This is a genomic window from Halopseudomonas sp. (assembly GCF_036960865.1).
Taxonomy (GTDB): Bacteria; Pseudomonadota; Gammaproteobacteria; order Pseudomonadales; family Pseudomonadaceae; genus Halopseudomonas.
This window is the reverse complement of sequence record NZ_JBALWE010000005.1, coordinates 91,976-116,332: the sequence shown is the minus strand read 5'-3', so window position 1 is coordinate 116,332 and position 24,357 is coordinate 91,976. Positions and strand designations below refer to the sequence as shown.

At 55.6% G+C, this 24,357-nt stretch carries 23 protein-coding genes; 6 read left to right on the top strand and 17 right to left on the bottom strand.

What is annotated here, in order from left to right; genetic code table 11:
* Nucleotides 1-123: 123 nt before the first annotated feature.
* Complete coding sequence (gene rpsT / locus V7747_RS08635) at nucleotides 124-396, top strand: 30S ribosomal protein S20 (protein ID WP_092285492.1); 273 nt, start codon at nucleotides 124-126, stop codon at nucleotides 394-396.
* Nucleotides 397-683: 287 nt separating this feature from the next.
* Here the strand turns inward: rpsT and proB are convergent, their stop codons facing one another.
* The 4 genes from proB to rplU all read right to left on the bottom strand — a co-directional run bounded on the left by proB (nucleotide 684) and on the right by rplU (nucleotide 3,786).
* Entirely contained in the window at nucleotides 684-1,802 is a 1,119-nt protein-coding gene (proB, locus tag V7747_RS08630; RefSeq protein ID WP_092285494.1) for a glutamate 5-kinase, read from the bottom strand.
* 84 nt (nucleotides 1,803-1,886) lie between these two features.
* Nucleotides 1,887-3,095: an Obg family GTPase CgtA gene (cgtA, locus tag V7747_RS08625; RefSeq protein WP_335615635.1), complete on the bottom strand. Its 1,209-nt coding sequence runs from the start codon at nucleotides 3,093-3,095 to the stop codon at nucleotides 1,887-1,889.
* A gap of 98 nt (nucleotides 3,096-3,193) precedes the next feature.
* Nucleotides 3,194-3,451 (bottom strand): 50S ribosomal protein L27, encoded by a 258-nt coding sequence (rpmA, locus tag V7747_RS08620; RefSeq protein ID WP_092285498.1) that lies wholly within the window; start codon nucleotides 3,449-3,451, stop codon nucleotides 3,194-3,196.
* Nucleotides 3,452-3,474: 23 nt separating this feature from the next.
* Nucleotides 3,475-3,786, bottom strand: a complete 312-nt coding sequence (gene rplU / locus V7747_RS08615; protein ID WP_335615634.1) for a 50S ribosomal protein L21 — start codon at nucleotides 3,784-3,786, stop codon at nucleotides 3,475-3,477.
* A 257-nt stretch (nucleotides 3,787-4,043) separates the two neighbouring features.
* Here rplU and V7747_RS08610 point away from each other — a divergent pair, with 257 nt between their 5' ends.
* Complete coding sequence (locus tag V7747_RS08610; protein ID WP_335615633.1) at nucleotides 4,044-5,012, top strand: polyprenyl synthetase family protein; 969 nt, start codon at nucleotides 4,044-4,046, stop codon at nucleotides 5,010-5,012.
* A gap of 112 nt (nucleotides 5,013-5,124) precedes the next feature.
* Here V7747_RS08610 and V7747_RS08605 read toward each other — a convergent pair whose 3' ends face one another.
* Nucleotides 5,125-5,742 carry an FKBP-type peptidyl-prolyl cis-trans isomerase gene (locus V7747_RS08605; protein WP_335615632.1) on the bottom strand — a complete coding sequence of 206 codons (618 nt, stop codon included), beginning with the start codon at nucleotides 5,740-5,742 and terminating at the stop codon, nucleotides 5,125-5,127.
* A gap of 120 nt (nucleotides 5,743-5,862) precedes the next feature.
* On the opposite strand from V7747_RS08605, the gene V7747_RS08600 reads away from it, so the two are divergent.
* Nucleotides 5,863-7,155 carry an NCS2 family permease gene (locus tag V7747_RS08600; RefSeq protein ID WP_335615631.1) on the top strand — a complete coding sequence of 431 codons (1,293 nt, stop codon included), beginning with the start codon at nucleotides 5,863-5,865 and terminating at the stop codon, nucleotides 7,153-7,155.
* Complete coding sequence (trmA, locus tag V7747_RS08595; RefSeq protein ID WP_335615630.1) at nucleotides 7,155-8,240, top strand: tRNA (uridine(54)-C5)-methyltransferase TrmA; 1,086 nt, start codon at nucleotides 7,155-7,157, stop codon at nucleotides 8,238-8,240. Before V7747_RS08600 ends, trmA begins: the two co-directional genes overlap by 1 nt.
* Nucleotides 8,241-8,257: 17 nt before the next feature.
* Here the strand turns inward: trmA and V7747_RS08590 are convergent, their stop codons facing one another.
* The 6 genes from V7747_RS08590 to V7747_RS08565 are packed head-to-tail and all read right to left on the bottom strand — an operon-like array spanning nucleotide 8,258 to nucleotide 14,155.
* The gene (locus tag V7747_RS08590) at nucleotides 8,258-8,641 is read right to left on the bottom strand and encodes a type IV pilin protein (RefSeq protein ID WP_335615629.1); all 384 of its coding nucleotides are present in this window, start codon (nucleotides 8,639-8,641) and stop codon (nucleotides 8,258-8,260) included.
* Between the two features lie 4 nt (nucleotides 8,642-8,645).
* On the bottom strand, nucleotides 8,646-11,888 hold the full coding sequence (locus V7747_RS08585; protein ID WP_335615628.1) for a PilC/PilY family type IV pilus protein: 3,243 nt from the start codon (nucleotides 11,886-11,888) through the stop codon (nucleotides 8,646-8,648).
* An 8-nt stretch (nucleotides 11,889-11,896) separates the two neighbouring features.
* Nucleotides 11,897-12,439 (bottom strand): hypothetical protein, encoded by a 543-nt coding sequence (locus V7747_RS08580; protein WP_335615627.1) that lies wholly within the window; start codon nucleotides 12,437-12,439, stop codon nucleotides 11,897-11,899.
* Entirely contained in the window at nucleotides 12,439-13,164 is a 726-nt protein-coding gene (locus V7747_RS08575; RefSeq protein ID WP_335615626.1) for a PilW family protein, read from the bottom strand. Before V7747_RS08575 ends, V7747_RS08580 begins: the two co-directional genes overlap by 1 nt.
* On the bottom strand, nucleotides 13,161-13,691 hold the full coding sequence (pilV, locus tag V7747_RS08570; RefSeq protein ID WP_335615625.1) for a type IV pilus modification protein PilV: 531 nt from the start codon (nucleotides 13,689-13,691) through the stop codon (nucleotides 13,161-13,163). Before pilV ends, V7747_RS08575 begins: the two co-directional genes overlap by 4 nt.
* The gene (locus V7747_RS08565) at nucleotides 13,688-14,155 is read right to left on the bottom strand and encodes a GspH/FimT family pseudopilin (RefSeq protein WP_335615624.1); all 468 of its coding nucleotides are present in this window, start codon (nucleotides 14,153-14,155) and stop codon (nucleotides 13,688-13,690) included. The genes pilV and V7747_RS08565 overlap by 4 nt, the downstream gene beginning before the upstream one ends.
* A gap of 144 nt (nucleotides 14,156-14,299) precedes the next feature.
* Between V7747_RS08565 and V7747_RS08560 the strand changes: the two genes are divergently transcribed.
* Nucleotides 14,300-14,830, top strand: a complete 531-nt coding sequence (locus tag V7747_RS08560; protein ID WP_335615623.1) for a GspH/FimT family pseudopilin — start codon at nucleotides 14,300-14,302, stop codon at nucleotides 14,828-14,830.
* A 52-nt stretch (nucleotides 14,831-14,882) separates the two neighbouring features.
* On the opposite strand, the gene argJ is transcribed toward V7747_RS08560, so the two are convergent.
* The 3 genes from argJ to V7747_RS08545 form a co-directional block, all read right to left on the bottom strand.
* On the bottom strand, nucleotides 14,883-16,100 hold the full coding sequence (argJ, locus tag V7747_RS08555) for a bifunctional glutamate N-acetyltransferase/amino-acid acetyltransferase ArgJ (protein ID WP_335615622.1): 1,218 nt from the start codon (nucleotides 16,098-16,100) through the stop codon (nucleotides 14,883-14,885).
* A gap of 160 nt (nucleotides 16,101-16,260) precedes the next feature.
* A complete protein-coding gene (gene secA / locus V7747_RS08550) occupies nucleotides 16,261-18,999 on the bottom strand; it encodes a preprotein translocase subunit SecA (protein ID WP_335615621.1) in 2,739 nt (912 codons plus the stop codon).
* Nucleotides 19,000-19,171: 172 nt separating this feature from the next.
* On the bottom strand, nucleotides 19,172-20,119 hold the full coding sequence (locus V7747_RS08545) for a M23 family metallopeptidase (protein WP_335615620.1): 948 nt from the start codon (nucleotides 20,117-20,119) through the stop codon (nucleotides 19,172-19,174).
* Nucleotides 20,120-20,195: 76 nt separating this feature from the next.
* On the opposite strand from V7747_RS08545, the gene V7747_RS08540 reads away from it, so the two are divergent.
* Complete coding sequence (locus V7747_RS08540; RefSeq protein WP_335615619.1) at nucleotides 20,196-20,648, top strand: DUF721 domain-containing protein; 453 nt, start codon at nucleotides 20,196-20,198, stop codon at nucleotides 20,646-20,648.
* 170 nt (nucleotides 20,649-20,818) lie between these two features.
* On the opposite strand, the gene lpxC is transcribed toward V7747_RS08540, so the two are convergent.
* From lpxC to ftsA, 3 genes are all read right to left on the bottom strand, one after another.
* The gene (lpxC, locus tag V7747_RS08535) at nucleotides 20,819-21,730 is read right to left on the bottom strand and encodes a UDP-3-O-acyl-N-acetylglucosamine deacetylase (protein ID WP_092288412.1); all 912 of its coding nucleotides are present in this window, start codon (nucleotides 21,728-21,730) and stop codon (nucleotides 20,819-20,821) included.
* Nucleotides 21,731-21,841: 111 nt separating this feature from the next.
* Nucleotides 21,842-23,020, bottom strand: coding sequence for a cell division protein FtsZ (gene ftsZ / locus V7747_RS08530; protein ID WP_335615618.1), 1,179 nt, complete (start codon nucleotides 23,018-23,020; stop codon nucleotides 21,842-21,844).
* 91 nt (nucleotides 23,021-23,111) lie between these two features.
* Complete coding sequence (gene ftsA, locus V7747_RS08525) at nucleotides 23,112-24,347, bottom strand: cell division protein FtsA (protein ID WP_335615617.1); 1,236 nt, start codon at nucleotides 24,345-24,347, stop codon at nucleotides 23,112-23,114.
* Nucleotides 24,348-24,357 lie beyond the last annotated feature (10 nt).

The following is a 24,357-nucleotide window of genomic DNA, read 5'->3' as shown; positions in this document are numbered from 1 at the left end:
ACATCAAAGCAACAGCGCCGCCCATCGGATTTCCTCAGCCCTCTTGACATTAACCTGTCTCGGCTGCATAGTACGCGGCCTTATTTGTACCTAATTCATCCAGATTTTCTGAGGAGCACGACGGTGGCCAACTCACCTCAAGCCAAGAAACGCGCCAAGCAGGCCGAGAAGCGCCGCAATCACAATGCAAGCCTGCGCTCCATGGTCCGCACCTACATCAAGAACGTAGTCAAGGCTATCGACGCCAAAGACCTCGAGCAGGCCAAGACCGCCTACACTGCAGCTGTCCCGGTCATTGACCGCATGGCTGACAAGGGCATCATTGCCAAGAACAAGGCCGCTCGCCACAAGAGCCGCCTGAACGCACACATCAAGGCCATGGCTGAAGCCGCCTGATCTGCGATTCTTGCTGCAATAAAAAACCGGCCTTGAGCCGGTTTTTTATTGCCTTGAATATAGTCTCAAGCTCATTCGCCGAGCCAAACCCTAACAGCTCTCCAGGGAACACCTGATTTGGTTGTTTACCCGGGAAGATGGAGCACCATCTCGACCATGTGCAGCAAACGCAACGCCGCTGGACGAGACGGACCAGCCTCCCCTGCAAATAAAGCTGCCTGCGCATCAACAGGAAGGTCGCGCACCATCTCAACCCACAAAGACCACTAAGCGCCGTCTCACACGCTTCAGATCAACACCAAATTATCTTTGTGTATCAACTCAGGGTCGTCGATGTAACCGAGAATACGCGCAATCGACTCGGTGGACTTACCCAGAATACGCGCGGCATCCTGCGCACCGTAATTAACCAGGCCGCGCGCAACCTCTCGCCCGTCCGGCGCCACGCACACCACCATTTCGCCGCGCCGGAAACCGCCCTCTATTGCCGAAACACCGACCGGCAACAAACTGTGTTTACCCGTGGTAAGCGCCTTTACCGCCCCCTCATCGAGCAACAAGCGCCCGCGCGTTTGCAGATGACCGGCCAGCCACTGTTTACGCGCCGCCAACATCCCGCGCTCAGGCAACAGCAAAGTACCCAACGCCTCACCCTGATGCAGGCGAGCGACCACACGCTCTATGCGCCCACCCACGATTACCGTAGCCGCACCGGAGCGCGCTGCCAGTCGCGCCGCACGCAACTTGGTCTGCATACCGCCGCGCCCGAGAGCACCCGCACTGCCGCCAGCCATAGCGTCCAGCTTGGGATCATCGGCCATAGCGTCGGAGATCAGCTCGGCCTGCGGATTGTGGCGGGGATCAGCGGTATAGAGGCCATCCTTGTCAGTGAGAATCACCAACAAATCAGCCTCAACCAGATTGGTTACCAGAGCTCCCAAGGTATCGTTATCACCAAAGCGAATTTCATCAGTCACCACAGTGTCGTTTTCATTGATCACCGGGATCACATTGAGATCCAACAACGCTCGCAATGTACTGCGCGCGTTCAGATAGCGCTTGCGGTCAGAAAGGTCGTCATGGGTGAGTAACACCTGGGCGGTAGACAGGCCATGCTGCTGGAAGCTCGACTCCCAGGCCTGCACCAACCCCATCTGACCAATAGCGGCGGCGGCTTGCATGTCATGGGTGGTTTTCGGGCGCTCAGTCCAGCCCAGACGACTCATGCCGGCAGCAACAGCACCCGATGACACCAGCACCAGCTCGGCACCACTGGCACGCAGCGCAGCCAATTGCTCGACCCACACCGCCATCGCCGCGCGATCCAACCCACGCCCATCACCCGTCAACAGGGCGCTACCAATCTTGACCACCCAACGGCGGGCTCCGCTTACCTTTTCGCGCATGCTGATTCCATCAACAGATTGCCCAAGTTCATGCCTGACCCAGCGCAGCGCGCACCGGGCTTACCGCATTACCACTCAACCGAATCAGTGGACGTAGAAAATCTCCGGACCATCTTCATCGTCTTCTTCATCATCGTCGCCCTCATCGCCATCAACAGCAATGCCCTGCTTGCGCAGCGCGCGACGATCATCCAGCGCTTGAATATGCGCTCGCGCCTCATCTTCAATCTGCTGATCCAGCGCAGCCACCTCGGCAGCGTACTCCTCATCATCCTCAATCAGACGCTGACGCTCGTCCAGCCAATTCATTACCGCCTTGGCAAGCTCAGCCGTACCCTGACGCTCAGAAGCAGAGATGACGAAGACCGGACCTTCCCACTCCAGGCGCTCGACCACGTCATCCAGTACGGCCTGCTGCTCATCTTCCAGCAACTGGTCACACTTGTTCAGCACCAACCAACGCTCACGCATGGTCAGCGCCGGACTGAATTTGCCGAGCTCATGAATGATGGTCTCAACCGCCTCAACCGGATCAGACTCATCCAGCGGCGCCATATCAACCAGGTGGAGCAATAGCCGTGTGCGTGACAAGTGCTTGAGGAAGCGCGTTCCCAAGCCAGCCCCCTCAGCTGCCCCCGCAATAACACCGGGAATGTCGGCAATCACAAAACTGCGCAGCTGCCCGACGTCCACCACCCCCAGATTGGGCACCATGGTGGTAAAGGGGTAGTCGGCAACCTTAGGCTTGGCGGCAGAAACCGAGCGGATAAAAGTGCTCTTGCCAGCATTCGGCAGACCCAACAGGCCAACATCCGCCAACACCTTCAGCTCCATCTTAAGATCCCGCAACTCGCCCAGCGAGCCGTTGGAAGTCTGCCGTGGCGCGCGATTAACACTAGACTTGAAGCGCGTGTTACCCAGACCATGAAAGCCACCCTGCGCAACGAGCAAACGCTGCCCAGGCTCGGTCAGGTCACCAATAATCTCCTGGGTACCCGCATCAATCACCGTGGTACCGACGGGCACCAGCAGCACCATATCCTCACCCTTGGCGCCAGTGCAGTCGCTGCCACGACCATTTTCACCCCGCTGCGCATTGAAGCGGCGAGTGTAGCGGTAGTCAACCAGCGTATTGAGATTGGCATCGGCCTCCAGAAAAATGGAGCCACCGTCGCCGCCATCACCACCGTCCGGTCCACCTTTGGGGATGAACTTTTCACGCCGAAAACTCATACACCCGTTACCACCATCACCAGCCTTGACCGTGATGGATACTTCATCAACGAATTTCATCTATCTCCCCTTCCCTGTCGGGACGGGCTAATGGAAAGAGTACGCTACAAACAAAAAAGCCCCGTCGCAAGACGGGGCTTTTCAGCAGCAAAGAACTATCAGGCGGTTACGACATTGACGTAACGACGACCGAACTTGCCCTTAACTTCGAATTTCACCACGCCTTCAGCTTTGGCGAACAAGGTGTGATCCTTGCCCATACCAACGTTCTTGCCAGGGTGGAACTCTGTGCCACGCTGACGAACGATGATGTTACCCGGAATGATGGCCTGGCCACCGTACATTTTTACACCAAGGCGTTTGGATTCTGAATCGCGACCGTTGCGCGTGGAACCGCCTGCTTTTTTGTGTGCCATGAGTCTATATCTCCTGAATCAGCTTAGGCAGAGATGCCAGTAATCTTGATTTCGGTGTACCACTGACGGTGGCCCTGACGCTTCATGTGGTGCTTACGACGACGGAACTTGATGATGCGAACCTTATCGCCGCGGCCGTGAGCACTGATCTCAGCTGTCACTTTAGCGCCTGCAACGACGGGAGCGCCGATTTTAACGTCATCACCGTCTGCAACCAGCAGAACCTTGTCAAACTCGATGCTGGCGCCAGTTTCAACGTCCAGCTTCTCTACTTTCAGGAACTCGCCTTCAGCGACCTTGTATTGCTTGCCGCCGGTAATAATGACTGCGTACATGTTGCTTTCTCCGTAATCCTGCTCACCCAGCGCTTGGTTAGAATCATTAGTGGCTGGCATGGCTGCAAGTGGCTCCGCCTATCGGACCCGACCTTGCCATTGTCAAAACAGGGATGCTGTATCTTAGGGGCGAGGATTGTACTCAAGCACGTCGCTTTGCGCAAGCACCGTACAAGCCTGATAGACTGCGCTTTTCTTGACAGTAAATGGCCTGCAACCTAGCATGCCGCGGAACCTTTTCAGGAAGTCTGCAACCGATGACCACCCTGCCATTCTATGCACCGGTATCCGATGATTTTGATGCGGTGAACCAGCTCATTCTAGAGCAACTGCATTCCCGGGTCCCGCTGGTAGAAAAGATCGGCCACTATATTATCAGCGCCGGCGGTAAACGCCTGCGCCCGCTGGTCGTATTGCTGGGCGCACGCGCCTGCGGCCTGTCCGATCCACGCCAGCACAGCCTGGCAGCGATCATTGAATTCCTGCACACCGCTACTCTACTGCACGACGACGTAGTCGATACCTCAGATCTGCGTCGCGGCCGCTCTACAGCCAACGCACTCTGGGGTAACGCTCCCAGCGTACTGGTTGGCGACTTCCTGTACTCACGCGCCTTTGAAATGATGGTGGCACTTGGCGACATGCAGATCATGCAGATCCTCGCAAACGCCACCAACGTGATCGCAGAGGGCGAAGTACTGCAGCTTTCCAAAGTGCGCGACGCCAACACCGATGAAGCCACCTACATGGAAGTCATCCGCAGCAAGACCGCCATGCTTTTTGAGGCTGCGTGTCATACGGCCGGCGTTCTGGCAAAGGCCAATGCGCAACAAACTGAAGCGCTGCGCCAGTATGGCAACGCCTTGGGCATTGCTTTCCAGCTGATGGATGATCTGCTTGATTACAGTGGCGATGCTGCCGAGATGGGCAAGAATGTGGGCGACGACCTAGCCGAAGGCAAGCCTACCCTGCCGCTGATCTACACCATGCGCCATGGCACCGCCGAGCAGGCCGCACTAGTGCGTCAAGCGATCCAAAAAGGCGGTACCGAGAATATTGCGCCGATCCGTGATGCAGTTGCAGCCTCAGGCGCACTGGACTATACAGCGCGACTGGCGCGCGAGCAGGCCGATGAAGCCGTCCAGTTGCTACAAACACTACCCGCTTCCGATTATCGCGACGCGTTGGAGCAACTGGCCCGCTTTGCAGTAGACCGCAACCACTAAAGCCGCCCGCCGCACAGGCACGCGCCGCCAGCATGCATGCAGAGCAGCGCACTGGTTCAGATCGTCACCGGCCGACCTCTATCGAGGACGACCGGTGACAACCCGCCAGACGTTATAGAACCTTCAGCAGCTCAATATCAAAAATCAGCGCGCTGTGCGGCGGAATGCTGTTACCCGCACCACGCTCGCCATAGGCCAGCTCGGCAGGGATAAATAGCCGCCACTTGGCACCCTCTTGCATCAACTGCAGCGCTTCGGTCCAACCAGCGATCACACCACCCACCGGGAATTCGGCAGGTTGGCCGCGCTTGTATGAGCTGTCGAAAACTTCGCCGGAAATCAGCGTGCCTTCGTAATGCGTCTGCACTGTGGAGCTGGCTTCTGGCGTGGCACCCGCGCCCTCGGTAACAACTTCGTACTGCAATCCAGAGGCTAGCGTCACTACACCATCGCGCTTGGCATTCTCGGCGAGAAAATCCACACCGGCCTGGGCTGCAGCCTTGGCCGCTTCCTGCGCCACAGCGCGCATTTTTTCTTGCAGCTGCTGAAACGCCGCCTGCAGCTCAGCCTCAGGCACCTGACTTGGCTGCTGGTTGTAAGCGTCACGCAGGCCGGCAGCAACCAGATCAAGCGTCAAGTCGGGAATATTGCTGGCCAGCAGTTGCTCGCCCATCTGGCGGCCAATGCCGTAGCTGACGCGCTGTTCGTCGTTGTCAAAAGTGTTGCTCATGGCGAGCCTCCAGTCAGAAAAATGGCCGACAAGCCTGACACAAGCCCGGCAAAAATTCACCCACGGGAGTGAATCCGCTACAATAGTCGGCTTTCTGCCCACACCCCGGAAGCGCCCACCATGCTTGAAAAACTCTTCAAACTTCGCGAACACGGCACCACTGTGCGCACCGAGCTGCTGGCCGGCCTGACCACGTTTCTGACCATGGCCTACATCATCTTCGTCAACCCGATGATGATGGCAGATGCAGGCATCGACCCGGGCGCGGCCTTTGTCGCCACTTGCCTGGCGGCCGCCATAGGCTCGCTGATCATGGGGTTGTGGGCCAATTACCCGATCGCCCTAGCCCCCGGCATGGGGCTGAACGCATTTTTCTCCTACACGGTCGTGGGCTCCATGGGCTATAGCTGGCAGGTAGCCTTGGGCGCAGTATTTCTTTCCGGCCTGATGTTCTTTCTGCTCAGCATCTTCCGCATCCGCGAATGGGTCATTAACAGCATCCCCATGGCTCTGCGCTCCGCCATAGCCGCGGGTATAGGCCTGTTTCTGGCGCTGATAGCACTAAAGAGCGCAGGCATCGTGGTTGACCACCCCGCCACCCTGGTCTCCATGGGTGATCTCACCCAGCCCGGCGCCCTGTTAGCTGCCGCGGGCTTTGCCGTGATCGTGGCGCTGGCCTATCGCAAGGTAACCGGCGCCGTGATGATCGGCATCCTGTTGATCACCGGCATCAGCCTGATCACCGACCTGAGCCAAGCCAGTGGCGTAGTTTCCGCACCACCTAGCCTTGCACCCACGCTCATGCAATTCGACATCAAAGGCGCGCTGGAAGTGGGCATGCTAAGCATCATATTCGCCTTCCTGTTCGTAGACCTGTTCGACACCTCCGGCACCCTTATCGGCGTCGCTCAGCGCGCCAACCTAATCGATGCCGAAGGCAAGATGCCGCGCCTCGGGCGTGCACTGATGGCCGACAGCACCGCCACCATGGCCGGCGCTGCACTGGGTACCTCCACCACCACCAGTTATATCGAATCAGCTGCCGGAACCGCCGCAGGCGGTCGCACCGGCCTGACCGCCTGCGTGGTAGCCCTGTTATTCCTGCTCAGCCTGTTCTTCTCTCCACTGGCGGGCGCCGTGCCCGCGTTCGCCACCGCACCTGCATTGCTATTTGTTGCAGTACTCATGACCGGTGGCCTGGTCCAAGTCGACTGGGATGACCTTACTGAAGCCGCGCCCGTGGTGATTACCGCGATCATGATGCCGCTGACTTTTTCTATCGCCAACGGCATCGCAGCTGGCTTTATCGTCTGGACAGCAATCAAATTGCTCTCCGGTCGCTGGCAGGATCTGAACCCCAGCCTCTATGTTCTGGCTGGCCTTTTTGTCATCAAACTCGCGTTGTTCAACTAATGGGCCTTGCATTCGATCCCGCCAACTACGACGCGCAACTGGCGGACAAACGCGCGCGCCTGATTAACCTGCTCGCTCCCTTCCAGGCCCCCGAACCCGAGGTATTTGCCTCGGCGCCAGAGCATTTTCGGTTACGCGCCGAATTCCGCCTATGGTATGAGCAGGGTCAGCCGCATTACGCGATGTTCGAACAGGGTGACAAGCGCAAGGCCGTACTGATTGATCAGTTGCCTATCGCCAGCCAACGTATCAACGATTTGATGAAGCCACTGCTCGACGCTTGCAAGGCCGACCCGCTACTTGGACGCAAACTTTTTCAAGTTGAGTTTCTCACGACGCTGTCCGGCGAGGCACTGGTCACCCTCTGCTATCACCGCCCGCTCGACGATGACTGGGATGCCCCTGCCGCGGCGCTGGCAAAGGCGCTGAACATCGAACTGATTGGGCGCAGCCGAGGCCGCAAGCGCGTGCTGGAGCGAGATTATGTCGTCGAGGAGCTGCAGGTAGCCGGCAAACCGTGGCGATACCAGCAAATAGAGGGCGGATTTACCCAACCGAACGGCGGCGTCAACCAGCACATGCTTAGCTGGGCGCTGAATGCCGCTGGCGAGAATACCGATGACCTGCTGGAGCTGTATTGCGGCAACGGCAACTTTACTCTGCCGCTGTCTACTCGCTTCCGTAAGGTCATGGCGACTGAGCTCTCAAAAAGCTCAGTTCGCTCTGCCGTCGCCAACCTGGAGATGAACCGCGTCGACAACGTTACTCTGGTGCGTTTGGCAAGCGAGGAAGTCACCCAAGCACTGACAGGCGTGCGCGAATTTCGTCGTCTGCAGGGTATTGATCTGGGCGACTTCAACTTCGGCACTGTGTTTGTCGACCCCCCGCGGGCGGGACTGGACGCCGCGACGCTTGAACTAGTCAAAGGTTACGAGCGTATCCTTTACATCTCCTGCAACCCGGAAACCTTGGCGCAGAACCTGGACGAACTGACAAAAACTCACCGAATAACGCGCTGCGCGCTATTCGATCAGTTCCCGTATAGCCATCATATGGAAAGTGGGGTGTTGTTAGAGCGGCGCTAAGCGCCGCTCTAACAAATTCAATCCCAAGAGGCTTCACCAGCGCTATTCAATGTTAAAACAGGCATCCCAGACATCAGCGAGCCCTGAGGCGTTGCCTCAATCGTATAAGACTGATTTCCTCCTGCGATATCAAAATCCACTACGTAATCACTATTAGCGTTTAACTCAGACCCTAACGCAGCAAGCGTAGCGCCGTCGTAGGAAAAGTGCTTACCTCGATAACGCTCGAGCGCGCTACCAAACGCCATAATCTGCGACTGAGCATCGGCCTGCCTCGTACGACGAACATGATCCTGATACGCAGGATAAGCTATTGAGACAAGTATCCCCAGTATCACCACAGCAATCATTAGCTCGACGAGTGTGAACCCTCGTGAGTTCCGAACAAAAGGCGATGACATGCAATCATTCCTCCTCATCAGAGCTCTCCTGCTGGCGAATCACGTTTGCCTCATCCTTAGGTAGTTGCATCCAACGGCGCTTGCGCAACCTTAAATCACCCGGATCAGCCTCACCAACCACTTCGGTGCCAACTATAGTAATGAGATCACCATTTCTATCAACCAGCATCGTTGGCGTGGGCGCAGGGTTAGTCTGATTGAGCTGCTCGCTCCGCGAGGATGGCGTTGGCGCCTCATCCGTCAACGCGGCGGGACGAGCGGTCAACAGGCTGACCGTATGCAAGAAGGAGCGGCCATAGCGCACGGCACAAACGTTCTCCTGTTCCTGATCTTCCGTAGGAGCGTAAGTGGTAAACAGTATCCGGCCATCGTATATAAGTGGCGAGGCCATAGACTTCTCACCTGTCTCGGAGAAGGTATAGAACCAACCTCTAGAGCTAGTCGCAGGATCACTGCCGGAGGTGACATCGGTCATGTTGGTAGTATTCGCTATCACCGTGGACTGAGGCTCCAATGCCGAAACATCACGAATGACAAAGAAACCGTCGTTTGTAGCCTCATCCAATGGGTGGGATCTGTTACCCGAACCAAGCGCGACATAAAGCTCTTCATTAGCGCCATTCTTTACATAGCCCACAGCAGGGGCCTCGTAAAATCGCCGAAAATTTGCGCCGCTCGCACTACTGAGGGATGCCAACTGGGTAACGCTGAACAGCGAGCCCGAGTCAAGGCTCACATCTACACGAAAAACCTGTCCACCTAGATCGGCGAAATACAGGTGATCAGCTACTCCATCGAAATCTATGTCAACCACCGAAACACCGCCAGGAACAGCCCACTTCATTGCCCCGACTTGTGCCTGCGCGTTGGTGGAACTACCTGCCGACCATATCAAAGCACCGGTTTCAGCGTTAACCACATAAACTGCGTTACCCATACGGTCAGCAGCACTTCTGGTACTAACGCCATCATGATCTTGCGGACTGTAGCCACCACCAAAAATGAGCACTGGCACCGAACCTGAGTCAGAGGGAATACTTGTTAGTGTTGGGGTAGACCAAGTTTGGCCTAAATCCTCGAAGCCTTCAGTGTCGTTACTAATTTGCCAAAGCATCTCAGGCGAACTTGGATCCGTCACGTCTAGCGCATAATATGAACGGCCGCCTCGACGCATCCCACCGTACAAGTAGACGCTGCGGGGCGCGTCCATTACTTGCTCCCCAGGACGACGCCAAGCAATCCAACTGCCATCCAATCCATAAGTTAGGCGCGTATTATCCGCCCGCAACTCGGGACGACTTACAGTGTATTCAGTTGCTCTAGAAATAAATTCATAAGGCATGAAGGCGAAGGCTTCAGACCCATCGGATGTGTCGATAGCGTGAAGCATCCCGCCATTATTGGAAACAAATACATAATTATTTTCCTCGTCTTCACCATAGTTCACCATCACTGGAACACTGTGCAGGGGATCGCCCCACATAGCTTGAAGCTTGCTCACAAGCTCTGTGCGCTCAGCGGTGGTAGCTGCCGCAGGCAGACCCAAGAACTCGTTACTTGGCGACAGTGTATTGGTCCAGCTAAATCGAGCTAGATCCCCACCGGGCTCGCTGGTGTAGAACAATCTGCGCGTTCCAATATTCGCACGCGCACCACCTTTAGTCACATCAGGCCCATCGACCTCACTGCTCCAGTAACTGCGGGCGCCTTCTCTAAAATAGCCCGTGCTCGAATCAATGGCATTGCCATTAGAGCCCTGAATCTGGCCATCATTAAGCCTATACTTCTTTATATTACCTTCCCAGTAACTGCTTTCTGACGGCTGGAACACTGCGTAATAAAGCTCATCAAGGTGTTGAAATCGATTCATGGTATTTACCGCAACACCAGGAGCCGAAATTGAACGAGAATCTTCATCAATCAGGTCGAGATTAGAAATAAAGGCATTGAGCAGCTCATCGGCGGAGTTGGCATTGGTAGTACTGCCATCACCAGCGTCAGAGACTCGCTCCATATTGCTCTGATTGTCGCCCATGTACAGGCCAATATTGTGAGTCTTTACCGGACGCCCCTTCGCATTACCGTCTTGATTCAAGTAACTAGCGATAGAAACTTGACAGTCATAAGACCCATTAGAACCACAATCAACAAATCCCTGATTACCCGGCTGGTCGTTATTACTGGGCCGACCATCGGTAAACAGAATAACGTGGTTCGACTCACATTGATTTGCCTCATTCATAGGTGACTTATACCGAGTCCCATCCAGTATCCCAACCGCCTCAGAACAATAGGTTTCAGTATCACAAACTTGCGTATAAGTAAGAGGACTTCTACCTTCATACACTCTGTTGATTTTTTGATAAGAACTCAAGTAATAGCGATACCCAAAAAAAACTCGTTGACGTCGACACAGCGGACTTGCGGTATCACAAGTCCCAGATATTCTTACCTCCCCCCCAATTCGGCAGTTATCCAAGCTAGTATTACAATCCGTCGAAACGTTATACCAGTCACCCGTAGTGGACTGAATGCGGCATGTACTGCTATCACTTGGATCACAATAAGAAACCACAGCCCAATCGGTCCAAGTACCCACCTCTTGCCGACAATTTATTTGTCTTTCAGACTGAATCACGCAGGCGGAAGCGTTATTAGCACCATTTGCAGATACTCCATACTTTGGCTCCATGCCCATCATATATCTAGCCGCCTCAGAATAAGCCCTGCCAGTGGGTGTGTCGCCCACCGGCTGCGCGCTAGCTGAACTGGCGCTTGCGCTATTTCCAGCATCATTGAGCTTTGCTAACTCAGCTCTAACACCCTCTTTGGTGAGGTCATTCACAGGCGCGACAGGAAACAGAATGCGCCCGCCTTTTTGCCCAGAACCATTACCACTAGAATCAATATTATAATTAAAACGGCCCAAGCCGATGCGAATACTAGGCGATACATTATCTAGCAACGCGCTCACCGACTTCTGGAGCATATTTATTCTACGATTCTGATAATCGCTACACCATTCGGCATTGTAGCCAGAACCCCCAGTCAATTCGTCTTTGCAAAAACGCATAGACCCAGATGTATCCAGCATAATCAATACATTAGCAACAGGTTTGTTTTCCGAGTTATCTGCGGTTGCTCGTGCAAAGTAAATTTCCGTGTCGTCGGCAAAGCTGTTCGTCACCGGCACCGCTATCAAACTTGTTAAAAAAACCGAACGCAGCACTTTATTTAAAGTTTTCATTTCTGCTCCTATTCGATTTCTGAGCCCGGCTTAATGCCGCGCTTCAGTGTTTCTTGCAAGTGGTAATTAGCTATGTTGTAACTCGGCATTTCGCTTTCACCCAGAATATCCACGCGGTAGTCGACGAAGACGCCACCGCCACCAGTCACGCTCACTTGGCTGTTGGGGATAGCTTGATAGCCTGACAAATAGCTGAGCGATTCTGCCTTCAACAAGTCACGCTCATCCATGAAATCATCAGCACCGCATCTCCCGGCAGAAGCACCACCAGTAGATCTCACGCACCGCTCAGTCGATGTTGCGCCAATGGCCGCATAGAGCTCTTCATTCGACAGTCCAGAAAGGCCGTTGTAAGCATCAGTAATCGCAGTCTCAGCTGCTTCAAATACCATGGCATCCGTTTGCAGGCCTGTCGCAACTTTAGCCGAGAAAATACTGGACTTCATTGCTACCAGCCCCAGCATGGACACCAGAATCAAAACAGCCAAGGCAACTAGCAGCGCTGCTCCCTGTTGTTTGCCAAAATACATGTGGCGCATATTCGCATCCATCAGACGTCATCCCAGTTGTAATTCCGTAACTGCACCGTGGACATGAACACCCGGCGAATTTTCTGATCATCATCCGTATCGACCTTCTGGTCTAACACGTAATAGCTTTCCGCTGAACTATCGGTGCCGATACTTACCTCTCCACTGCTCAAGAGCAAAGCAAAGCGGATAGCAACCACCGGGTTCGCTGCGGTCAGCGCATTAGCCCCCACATACTGCGTAGCGCCTACGCCATCTCCCGGAGACGTATCAATGCCATACTGAACTTGAAAACTCTCAACGTTGGGCAGCAGCTCCACCTCGCCTGCAGACAGGTTTCCAGAACAAGACAAAACCCCGTCGTTTCCTACGAAGTACCGATTGATAATCTCCACTTCGGCAGCGACGGTGGTGCCTTGGCAGTCTGTGATACCAAAATAATTGAGCACAACGCTATCATTACCACCATCCCCGCCATCAACCGAACGCACCGCGGCAGATGCATCAAAAATGACGCCAGGTATGGCTCCCAAGAGAGCTGAGCCCCGTCCAGCGTTACGCGCATCAGCCATCATATATCGCAACACCATCTGCCCGTCCTCGTGCAGGCTGGACAAGGCATTCTGTAACGCAAAGGTACGCTGATTAGCAGCGAAAAGCTGAAAGGCTGCACCGGAAATCAGCACACCCAACATCAGCGCGACAAGCACCTCTACAAGAGAATAACCGCGCTCCACCGCTTTCATTGCGCCACCTCCATAACCAGGCAAGAGCTTTCCACATCCTCGTTAACACCGTCGTCGGTGACACAGCCCGCAGCGTCTTGACCATCCCAGCTAACGATCACACACTCCATGTCATTGAAATCGCACCGTTTCGCGAGCACAAGCCCGGCAGGGAGGGTATTGGTGGCCACCCAAGCTAGCTGGTCAATATCCCATGCAGCCATCTCTGCTGCGGAGCAAGCAGAACTCATACAGCCTTTCCAATCAGTCGGCGCTCCACCGGGCTCCGCTATATCGCTCGGCCAGTTATCCTCACTGAGATAAAAGGGAAGCTGCCCAGGGTTGGATTGAAAGCGCTCAATCGCGTCTTGCGCAATAAGAGTGGCATGCGCACGATGACTTGCTTCTCCAGTATTCTTTAGTGCTACCAACTGCAGGCCGGCGAAGCCTAGCACTCCTATAACCAGTATCAACAAAGCGATCAGCACTTCAAGCATGCCAATGCCACGTTGTGCCCTACGAATTGTTGCCGGGGATAATCCGCTCATGGGCAATCCACCTTTGTCTCTGTAGTAACTTTGCCCAGGAAATTAAGGGTAATAGTTCTACCGTTAACCAACCCAGTGGTATGACAAACTGACAATACAGCTCCCCCACTTACCATCCCGCCGCGAGATAGGAAAGTTAACGCCCCCATACCATCCTCGCGCGCGACGACAGTATCTCTGGCCGCTGAAAACTCTTTGTCGTCTTCTATTGCATCTGCGCCGTAGGTCAAGGTCCAGCCGTTCGCCCAACTTCCGCCCACAGGATCGATAGTCGTGTTCTGCCTAGTACTGACAGATTGCATTCGTGCAGTATTGATGGAAGAGATTAGATCCTGCGTGGTCGACTGCAGCTGGTTGCTCGCGATTGAACGCTTAAAAGATGGTAGCGCAATCGCGAGGACGATAGCCGCCAAAGCAACCGTCACCATTAGCTCAATGACAGTGAACCCCTTCACACTTCGCATCAAAACAACCCTCCTAGTAGTTCATGCAATATAAGAATAGGAGCTGACAAGGTCTTGCTTGCGCCGATAGCCGGTCAAATGCGCAGCATGACAGGTAATTTTCGCCGCCTTCCGGAAGAAGTCGGCCCGCTCAAGGAGAGAGCAATGCGCTGCAATGGCTTCACTCTTATAGAACTGCTCACTGCGTTGGCACTGGTGGCCGTATTGCTATGCATAGGTTTACCAGCATTCGGCAGACTGATCGACAACCAGCGCATGGACGTTGGCAAGGAGCAATTGGCACGCAGCATACAACAGACCCGCGAAGAAGCCGTACGCCGCAACCAGGCGGTTACCATGGCACCTGTTGGCGGAGACTGGAACGCCGGTTGGCAGGTATTCATTGACCGCAACAGTAATGCTACCTTCGACCAGGGTGACCAACTGCTTGGGCAGGAGATTGCCGCGAGTGTGCGCCATATTCACGGCAGCGGCGCACTGGCGCGCTATCTGCGCTACAACGCCTTGGGCGAGTCCGAACTGATCAATGGCGGATTTCTGGCCGGCACATTGCGCCTATGTCCACAGAGACAGGAGGATGATGCGCGACTATTGATCATTAACCGCGTTGGCCGTTTACGTCTAGACCGTGAAACTGCAAAGCAGCGCTATTGCCCTGCATCACCGGCGCAATAAAAAGGCAGCCCTAAAGGCTGCCTTAGATGTAATACCGTCTTAGCGTCTGCAGTCAGGTACGATACTCGGCATTGATCCGCACATACTCGTGCGAGAGATCTGTGGTCCACAGGGTTTCACTGTAGTCACCACGTCCTAACTCAATACGAATAGTGATCTCGGCCTGTGCCATGACGGCCGCGCCCTGCTCTTCATGGTATTCATCCGCACGCCCACCGTTGCGGGTAATGCAAACATCATCCAGATAGACATCAACCTTCTCGACATCCAGATTGGTCACGCCGGCATAACCTACTGCAGCCAGAATACGCCCCCAGTTGGGGTCGGAAGCGAATAGAGCCGTCTTGATCAGCGGAGAGTGCGCCACCGCGTAGCCCACATCCAAGCATTCATCACTGTTTCCACCACCGTTTACCTGGATAGTCACAAACTTGGTAGCGCCTTCACCGTCGCGTACGATCGCCTGTGCCAACTCCAGCATTACCGCGTTGACGGCTTCCGCCAACTGCTGATACTCGGCACTGTCGGTAGAGACGATTTCAGCCATATCGGCCTGACCGGTTGCAATCAGCATGCATGAATCATTGGTACTGGTATCGCCATCGATGGTGATGCGATTGAAGGACAGGTTCGCTGCAGCCTTGACCATCTGCTGCAGTATCGGCTGGGACATTTTGGCGTCGGTTGCTACGTAACCCAGCATGGTAGCCATGTTAGGGCGGATCATACCGGCACCCTTGGAGATACCGGTAATGGTTATAGTCTGGCCGGCCAGTTGAATCTGCCGGCTGGCACCTTTGGGCTGGGTGTCGGTAGTCATGATGCCTTCGGCTGCTACAGCCCAATTTGACTCGGACAAATCAGCCAGCGCTGCTGGCATAGCCCCGATCACCTTGGCGGCGGGCAAGAGTTCGCCGATCACGCCAGTACTGAACGGCAAAACCTGCTGCGCCGACACGCCTGTGAGCCCTGCCAGCGCCTCACAGGTATTTATTGCCGCCTGCATACCTGGTTTTCCCGTGCCCGCATTGGCGTTACCGGTATTGACCAGCAAGTAACGCGGGGCACTGTTTAAATGCTGCCGGGTCAGCGTAACCGGCGCCGCGCAGAATGCGTTGGTGGTGAACACACCGGCAATACTCGCACCTTCAGCCGCCTCCATGATGACCACGTCTTTACGCCCTACCCGCTTTATGCCCGCGGAAGCGATGCCAAGACGAAAACCTGGAACAGGGTGCAGCACGGGCAGAGGGCCGAGACCAACGGGCATGGCGTAGACTCCAAAGAAATTTAAATTAGAAGCTAGAAGCTAGAAGCTAGAAGCTAGAAGCTAGAAGCTAGAAGCTAGAAGCTAGTGTGGGGGTTGCGAGCATATCGTCAACCCCCACACATGTCCTATCCGAACCAAACAGCAACGGTACCAAGCGGCTTCAGCTGATCTGACCGTGACAATGTTTGTATTTCTTGCCGGAACCACAAGGACAGGGGTCATTGCGGCCTACCTTTTCACCGTCACGGACGGTCGGCCCAGTCGGCGTCGCCGCTTGCTGCTCCGTATCGCCACCTTGCTCATCGGTTACGCTACGCACATCCTCGTGCTTGAACTGCATGCGGCGCTGCAACTCCTCGGCTTGCTGACGCAACCGAGCTTCTTCCTCGGCCGGGTCTTCGCGCTTGATTTGCACATGACTCAACACCCGCACGGTATCGCGCTTGAGATTGCCTAGCATTTCTTCAAACAGATTGAAGGCTTCGCGCTTGTATTCCTGCTTAGGATTCTTCTGTGCGTAACCCCGCAGGTGAATCCCTTGGCGCAGGTGATCCATGGTGGCCAGATGCTCTTTCCAAAGATCGTCAAGCACACGCAACAGCATCTGTTTTTCAAAAGACCGCATGGCTTCGGCGCCAGCCAACAACTCTTTTTCTTCGTAGGCCAGCACAAGCGCTTCCAAGACGCGTTTGCTGACACCTTCTTCAGTCAACGTTTCGTCTTCATCAAGCCATTGCTGCAGCGGCAGATGCAGTCCAAGATCACTGGCGATCTGCTGCTCTAAACCTGCGATATCCCACTGTTCAGGCAGACTGCCGAACGGCATGTGCTGCCCCACCAGATCCGAGACCACATCCTCACGAATCGCCTGGATGGTATCCAGCACGGTTTCGCTGGCGAGAATAGAGTTACGCTGACCGTAGATAACCTTGCGCTGCTCGTTGGCAACGTCATCGTATTCCAGCAACTGCTTACGAATATCGAAGTTGCGCCCCTCTACCTTGCGCTGTGCTTTCTCGATGGCATTGGTGACCATGCGATGTTCAATGGCTTCACCTTTCTCCATGCCCAGCGCTTTCATGAAGTTCTTCACTCGGTCAGAAGCAAAGATGCGCATTAGGCTGTCCTCTAGAGAGAGGTAGAACCGGCTTGAGCCCGGATCACCCTGACGCCCTGCACGGCCACGCAGCTGGTTATCGATACGACGCGACTCATGGCGCTCGCAGGCGATGATGTGCAAGCCGCCCGCCTCCAGCACCTGCTGATGGCGTTGTTGCCATTCGCCCTTGATCTGCGCAATTTGCTGCTCTGACGGATTTTCCAGACTGGCGACTTCAGCTTCCCAGCTGCCGCCCAGAATAATATCGGTACCACGGCCAGCCATGTTGGTGGCAATAGTCACAGCTCCAGGGCGACCGGCCTGCGCAATGATTTCAGCTTCTTTTTCGTGGTACTTGGCGTTCAATACCTTGTGCGGGATCTTTTCGCGAGTAAGTAGCTGCGCCACCACTTCGGAAGACTCGATTGACGCGGTACCCACCAGGGCCGGCCGACCACTCTCCATGCACTGCTTGATATCCGCGACGATGGCGGCGAACTTCTCGTCAATGCTCAGATACACGAGATCGTTGTGATCCTTGCGGACCATCGGCTTGTTGGTTGGGATAACCAAGACATCCAAACCATAGATCTGGCGAAACTCAAAAGCTTCGGTATCAGCCGTACCGGTCATGCCGGACAGCTTGGTGTAGAGACGGAAATAATTCTGGAAGGTAGTGGACGCCAGCGTCTGGCTTTCGGCCTGAATCTTCAGGCCTTCCTTGGCTTCGATCGCCTGGTGCAGGCCCTCGGAAAGACGACGACCTGGCATGGTGCGGCCGGTGTGTTCATCGACCAGTAGCACCTGATTGTTCTGCACTATGTATTCAACATTGCGGTGGAACAGGGTGTGCGCACGCAGGGCAGAATGTACGTGGTGCAGCAGATTCAGATTCTGCGCGGCATACAGACTGTCGCCCTCCTCCAAGAGACCTTCCTTGACCAGCAGCTCTTCCACGAACTGGTGCCCGGCCTCGTTCAGCTCAACCTGACGGGTCTTCTCATCGATGCTGTAGTGCCCTTCTACGACTTCCTCGGCCTCTTCTGCCGGGTAACCGCGCTTGAGCAGTGGGATCAGCGTGTTGATGGCGGTGTAGAGGCGGGAGCTGTCTTCAGCCGGACCCGAGATAATCAGCGGCGTTCGCGCCTCATCAATAAGAATCGAGTCAACCTCGTCGACTACCGCAAAATTGGGTTCACGCTGAAACTTGTCTTCCAGCCGGAAAGCCATGTTGTCGCGCAGGTAGTCAAAGCCCAACTCGTTATTGGTGCCATAGGTGATATCGCAGCGATAGGCCTGGCGCTTCTCTTGCGGATCCTGGAAAGGCACCACGACACCGACTGACATACCAAGAAACTCGTACAACGGCCGCATGGTATTGGCATCACGGGAGGCCAGGTAATCGTTCACCGTGACAACGTGCACGCCCTTGCCCGACAGCGCATTCAGATAAACGGGCAGGGTGGCAACCAGGGTTTTACCCTCACCGGTTTTCATCTCTGCGATCTTGCCTTCGTGCAGAGCCATACCGCCGATCATTTGCACGTCGAAGTGGCGCATTCCCATCACGCGCTTGCTTGCCTCGCGTACCAGCGCGAACGCTTCTGGCAACACTGCGTCAAGCGATTCGCCGCCGCTAACCCGCTGCCTGAGCTCCTCGGTTTTGGCCTTCAGCTGCGCGTCGCTCAGTGCATTCAAGCCTTCTTCCAGAGCGTTGATCGTGTTAACGACCTTGCCCATCCGCTTCAACTCACGATCGTTCTTGCTTCCCAACAGCTTTCTCATTAAAGGCGCAAACATAGTCGACTTCGATATCCATTTGGTGATCGGCGCACCCAAAACCTGCGACGGGCGGGCGCCTGGAAAAAGGCATTCTACTCTGATTATTGCCTGACAATAAACCGCGCACCCGGCAGCGTGCCCGGATGCCACCGTGGTGGCATCCGAGCTTCAGTAATGGGGGCTAAAACGGTTATTTCAATGCGACGTAACGTGCGGGGTTAACGGCCATGCCGTTGCGGTAGACTTCGAGGTGCAGATGCGAGCCAGTAGAGCGCCCGGTACTCCCTACCGCAGCGATCTCTTCACCCTTTTGCACTAGATCACCTTTGCTGACCTTGATAACAGAGGTATGCGCGTAGCGAGTCTTGTAGCCGCCGCCGTGATTAATCTCGACCATATTGCCGTAGGCGCCGTTGCGCCCGGCAAATACCACTACGCCACTGCCCACCGCGTAAATAGGGGTGCCACGCGGCGCGGCAAAATCCAGCCCGGTATGCATCGAGATACGCCCGGTAATAGGATCGGTACGCCGACCAAAACCAGACGAAAGGTGCCCCAGACGAACAGGTTTGAAGTCTAACGCGGAATCGACATCCGATTGCCGGCTGACCATCAGATCCTCGAGCAACTGCAACTGCTGAGTACGATCATCGATTCGCTCAGACAGTTGCTCAATCACGTTCTGCAGGTCAGGTGCGTCAGGCGCGTGATAGCTGAGATCGTCGCCGCTGCGCAGCTCGGGACCGCCCATACCGGGGTCAATCTCGTCACCAAAATTGAACTCGCCGTCAGAGAAATCCGCCAGCTCGGTCAGGCGTTCGCCCAATGCATCCAGCCGCGTCAGGCGCATCTGCAAGCGTGCCAATTGCTGACTCATCCGCTCTATCTGGGCCTGGGTTCCGTCATCCGCCTCGACATCGCCGATATCATAATCGTGCAGCACCTGCTGCCATTCTCGATTACCGTCGGATGCCTTCACCTCTGCAACCGGGGCGCCCGCGCTGAGCAATTGCCAAGTCAGCAACGCGGCAGTTACCGGGAGCGCGGTCAGGACCGCGATGCCGGCCACAACCCAGGGAGCCCCCAGGGTCAGCGTGCGTGACGCGCCATGGCGTCCAGTGAGAATAATAATGTTCAAATAACGACCTCAAACAATCACGATGGCGGTTCTGATAGGATGACCGCTCTATCACTCCAAACCGGTGTACACCTGCATGGCCTTCTACCCGCTGGATGCTCGCAGACCCGTTGACCTGTTGCGCACCAACATGACGCTGAAGCACCTATATGCTCAAGCGAAAAACCTAGAGCGCTTACAAGCGCTGGTAGAGACTCAACTTGAGCCGGCCGCACGAGAGCACTGCAAGGTAGCCTCATGTGAAAACGGGATCTTGCGTATGGTGGTCAGCAACAGCCAGTGGGCCACACGACTCAGATACCAACAAAAACGGCTCGTACGCCAGTTACAGGCCTACAAAGAATTCGCAACCTTAACGAAAATTCATTGCAAGGTACAACCGCCACTGGTCAAAAAAGCACCACCAGTTCGCACAATGCGACGTTCACAAGTCGCCGCAGAACACCTGCGTGATACCGCAGAGCACGTTACAGACGAGCGCCTGCGCAGCGCATTGGAAAAACTCGCACGCCATCATGCGGACACCTAGAGACACCCAGAAGGCACAAATAGACAGCACCAAAACTGAACCCGAGCCGCCTTCCCATTGTCCGGCCACCCGCTCCCTGCGGCTTACTAAAAAAGAAAACGGCCACCGAGGTGGCCGTTGAATAGAAACGAAACGAGATAGGTGTCAGACGACTACTAAGTTGACCGACATCAAACCGCAGCGGCAGGACGCATAAAGGAGATAGGCGCCGTACCTGCATCGTCGAATGTGACCACCTCCCAAGCATCCTTGGTTAGCAGCAGCTTGCGGATCAGCTTGTTGTTCAGCCCGTGACCGGATTTATAGCCCTGGAACTCACCCACCAGACTTTTGCCCAGCAGATACAGATCACCAATGGCATCCAGAATCTTGTGCTTCACAAACTCGTCTTCATAGCGCAGACCGTCTTCGTTGAGCACGCGGTATTCGTCAACGACAATGGCGTTGTCGACACTGCCGCCCAGCGCCAGGTTCTGCGATCGCAGGTACTCGATATCACGCATGAAACCGAAAGTACGCGCGCGACTGACTTCCTTGACGAACGATGTGCTGGAGAAATCCACACAGGCGTTCTGACTCCGACCGCGGAAAACCGGGTGGTCAAAGTCGATACCAAATGAAACCTTGAAGCCTTCAAAGGGCACGAAGGTGGCCGTCTTGCCATCCTCCTCCACAGTCACTTCCCGCTTGATGCGAATGAACTGCTTGGGAGCGTCCTGTTCCTCAATACCAGCGGACTGGATCAGGAACACAAAAGGACCAGCACTGCCGTCCATAATCGGAACTTCGGAGGCGCTCAGTTCAACATAGGCATTATCGATACCCAGACCAGCCATGGCCGACAGCAGATGCTCTACCGTATCAACCTTGGCGCCATCCTTGATCAGGGTGGTGGACATGGTGGTCTCACCCACAAACTCGGCACGCGCCGGGACCTCGACCACAGGGTCGAGATCCGTGCGGCAGAACACAATCCCGGTATCTACCGGCGCCGGTTTCAGTGTGAGGTATACCTTCTCACCCGAATGCAGACCAACACCAGTGGCCCGGATGATGTTCTTCAGTGTGCGTTGTCTGATCATGCTTGACTGGGTCCGCTCTAGTTGCGAATAATTTTCAACAAATTGGCGTGCATAATAGCAAAGTACGCCTTTGATGAATACCAATAAGCCCTATGCTCCCGATTGATCAAATCAATCGGCCTGGCGCCGCAGGAAGGCCGGAATATCGAGATAATCCAGGTCTTCTGCCGGACGGCTCAAACGCTCAGCTGCGCTGCCCTGCGGATGCTGGTTGCGCATCACGGTAGGACGATCAAGATCGCGGTAGTTTGGCGCAGAACCTTCGCTCTGACGCGTTGCTGCAGCTTGCGCCTGGACGGCAGTATTGTCGACTACCTTGACGGGCTTCTCGACCTTGGCACCGAGGCCGGTGGCAACCACGGTCACGCGCAGTTCGTCGCGCAGCTCCGGATCGATAACCGTACCCACCACGACAGTGGCGCTCTCGGATGCAAACTCTTCCACGGTGCTACCGACTTCGGAGAACTCACCCAGCGACAGATCAGGGCCGGCAGTGATGTTGACCAGAATACCGCGTGCGCCCATCAGGTTGACGTCTTCCAGCAGCGGGCTGCGAATCGCAGCTTCTGCAGCTTCACGTGCACGGTTAGGGCCGCTGGCGTGCCCAGTACCCATCATCGCCATGCCCATTTCGCTCATGACGGTTTTCACGTCGGCAAAGTCGACGTTAATCATACCGGGACGCATGATCAGGTCAGCAATACCCTGCACCGCACCCAGCAGCACGTCGTTAGCCTTGCTGAAAGCGGCCAGCAGGCTGGCGTCTTTGCCTAGTACGGTCAGCAGTTTTTCGTTCGGGATGGTGATCAGCGAGTCAACGTGCTGGCTCAGCTCACGAATACCCTCTTCGGCGATTTGCAAACGCTTGCGCCCTTCGAATGGGAACGGTTTTGTTACTACCGCCACGGTCAGGATACCCATTTCGCGCGCCACTTCGGCAACGATCGGGGCTGCGCCGGTACCGGTACCGCCACCCATGCCCGCGGTGATGAACACCATGTCCGCACCCTGCAACACTTCAGCAATGCGCTCCCGGTCCTCGATGGCGGCTTCACGGCCGATCAGCGGGTTGGCACCGGCGCCCAGGCCCTTGGTAACAGCGGAGCCCAGTTGCAACACAGTACGTGCGCTAACGTTCTTCAGCGCCTGTGCGTCAGTGTTGGCGCAGATGAAATCCACACCTTCTACGTTGTTGACGACCATGTGCTGCAGGGCGTTTCCGCCGCCGCCGCCAACACCAACAACTTTGATTACTGCGTTCTGCGGGACGTTATCGATCAGTTCAAACATGACCTTCTCCTTGAGTACAGACTCGTTTCGTTTTCGTTTCGTTTACTGCGTTTAGCCCGCTTGAGCGGGTCTGCTACTGAAATCGCAAAGCTTAAAAATTGCCCTGAAACCACTTCTTCACCCGCTCGACTACCGGCACTTTAGGGCCGCTGTCGCTCGGGCTATTGCTCTGTTCACCGTGGTGCTTGATGCCGTAATGCAGCAAGCCCACGCTGGTGGCGTAAATCGGATTGCGCACCACATCGGTCAGCCCCTTGAACTCCTGCGGCATGCCCAGACGTACCGGCATGTGGAAGATCTCTTCGGCCAGTTCAATGGCGCCTTCCATTTTCGCGGTGCCGCCGGTCATGACGATGCCCGCCGGAATCATGTCTTCAAAGCCGGAACGGCGCAGTTCAGCCTGGATCAGGGTGAACAGCTCGTCGTAACGCGGCTCGACCACCTCGGCCAGCGCTTGGCGTGACAGGTCACGCGGCGGCCGCTCGCCAACGCTAGGCACTTTGATGGTTTCCTCCGGGCCGGCCAGCTTGGCCAGCGCGCAGGCATAGCGAATCTTGATTTCTTCGGCGTACTGGGTCGGAGTGCGCAGCGCCATGGCGATGTCATTGGTTACCTGATCACCGGCAATCGGGATCACCGCGGTATGACGAATGGCGCCCTCGGTAAAGATCGCGATATCCGTGGTACCACCGCCAATATCCACCAGGCAGACACCCAACTCTTTCTCATCTTCGGTCAACACCGCATAACTGGATGCCAGCTGCTCCAGAATCACGTCCTCTACTTCCAGGCCACAGCGACGGATACACTTTTCGATGTTCTGCACCGCGTTCAGTGCACAGGTCACCAGGTGTACCTTGGCTTCCAGGCGCACGCCCGACATACCCAGTGGCTCGCGCACGCCTTCCTGGTTATCGATCACGTACTCCTGCGGCAGAATGTGCAGTACTTTTTGGTCCGCAGGAATAGCGACCGCCTGGCCGGCGTCCAGTACCCGCTCGATATCGGCTTGCACCACCTCGCGGTCACGAATCGCAACTATGCCGTTGGAGTTCAGGCTGCGGATGTGATTTCCCGCGATCCCGGCAAAGACCGAGTGAATCTGGCAGCCAGCCATCAGCTCAGCCTCTTCGATGGCGCGCTGAATCGACTGAACGGTGGATTCGATATTGACCACCACGCCTTTCTTCAGCCCGCGTGAGGGGTGCGAGCCAATACCCACGATCTCCAGCTCGCCATCCGCGCCGATCTCTCCGACCAGTGCCACGACCTTGGAGGTGCCGATATCCAGCCCCACTATCATCCTGCTACCCTGCTTGCTTGCCATAGTCTTTCCG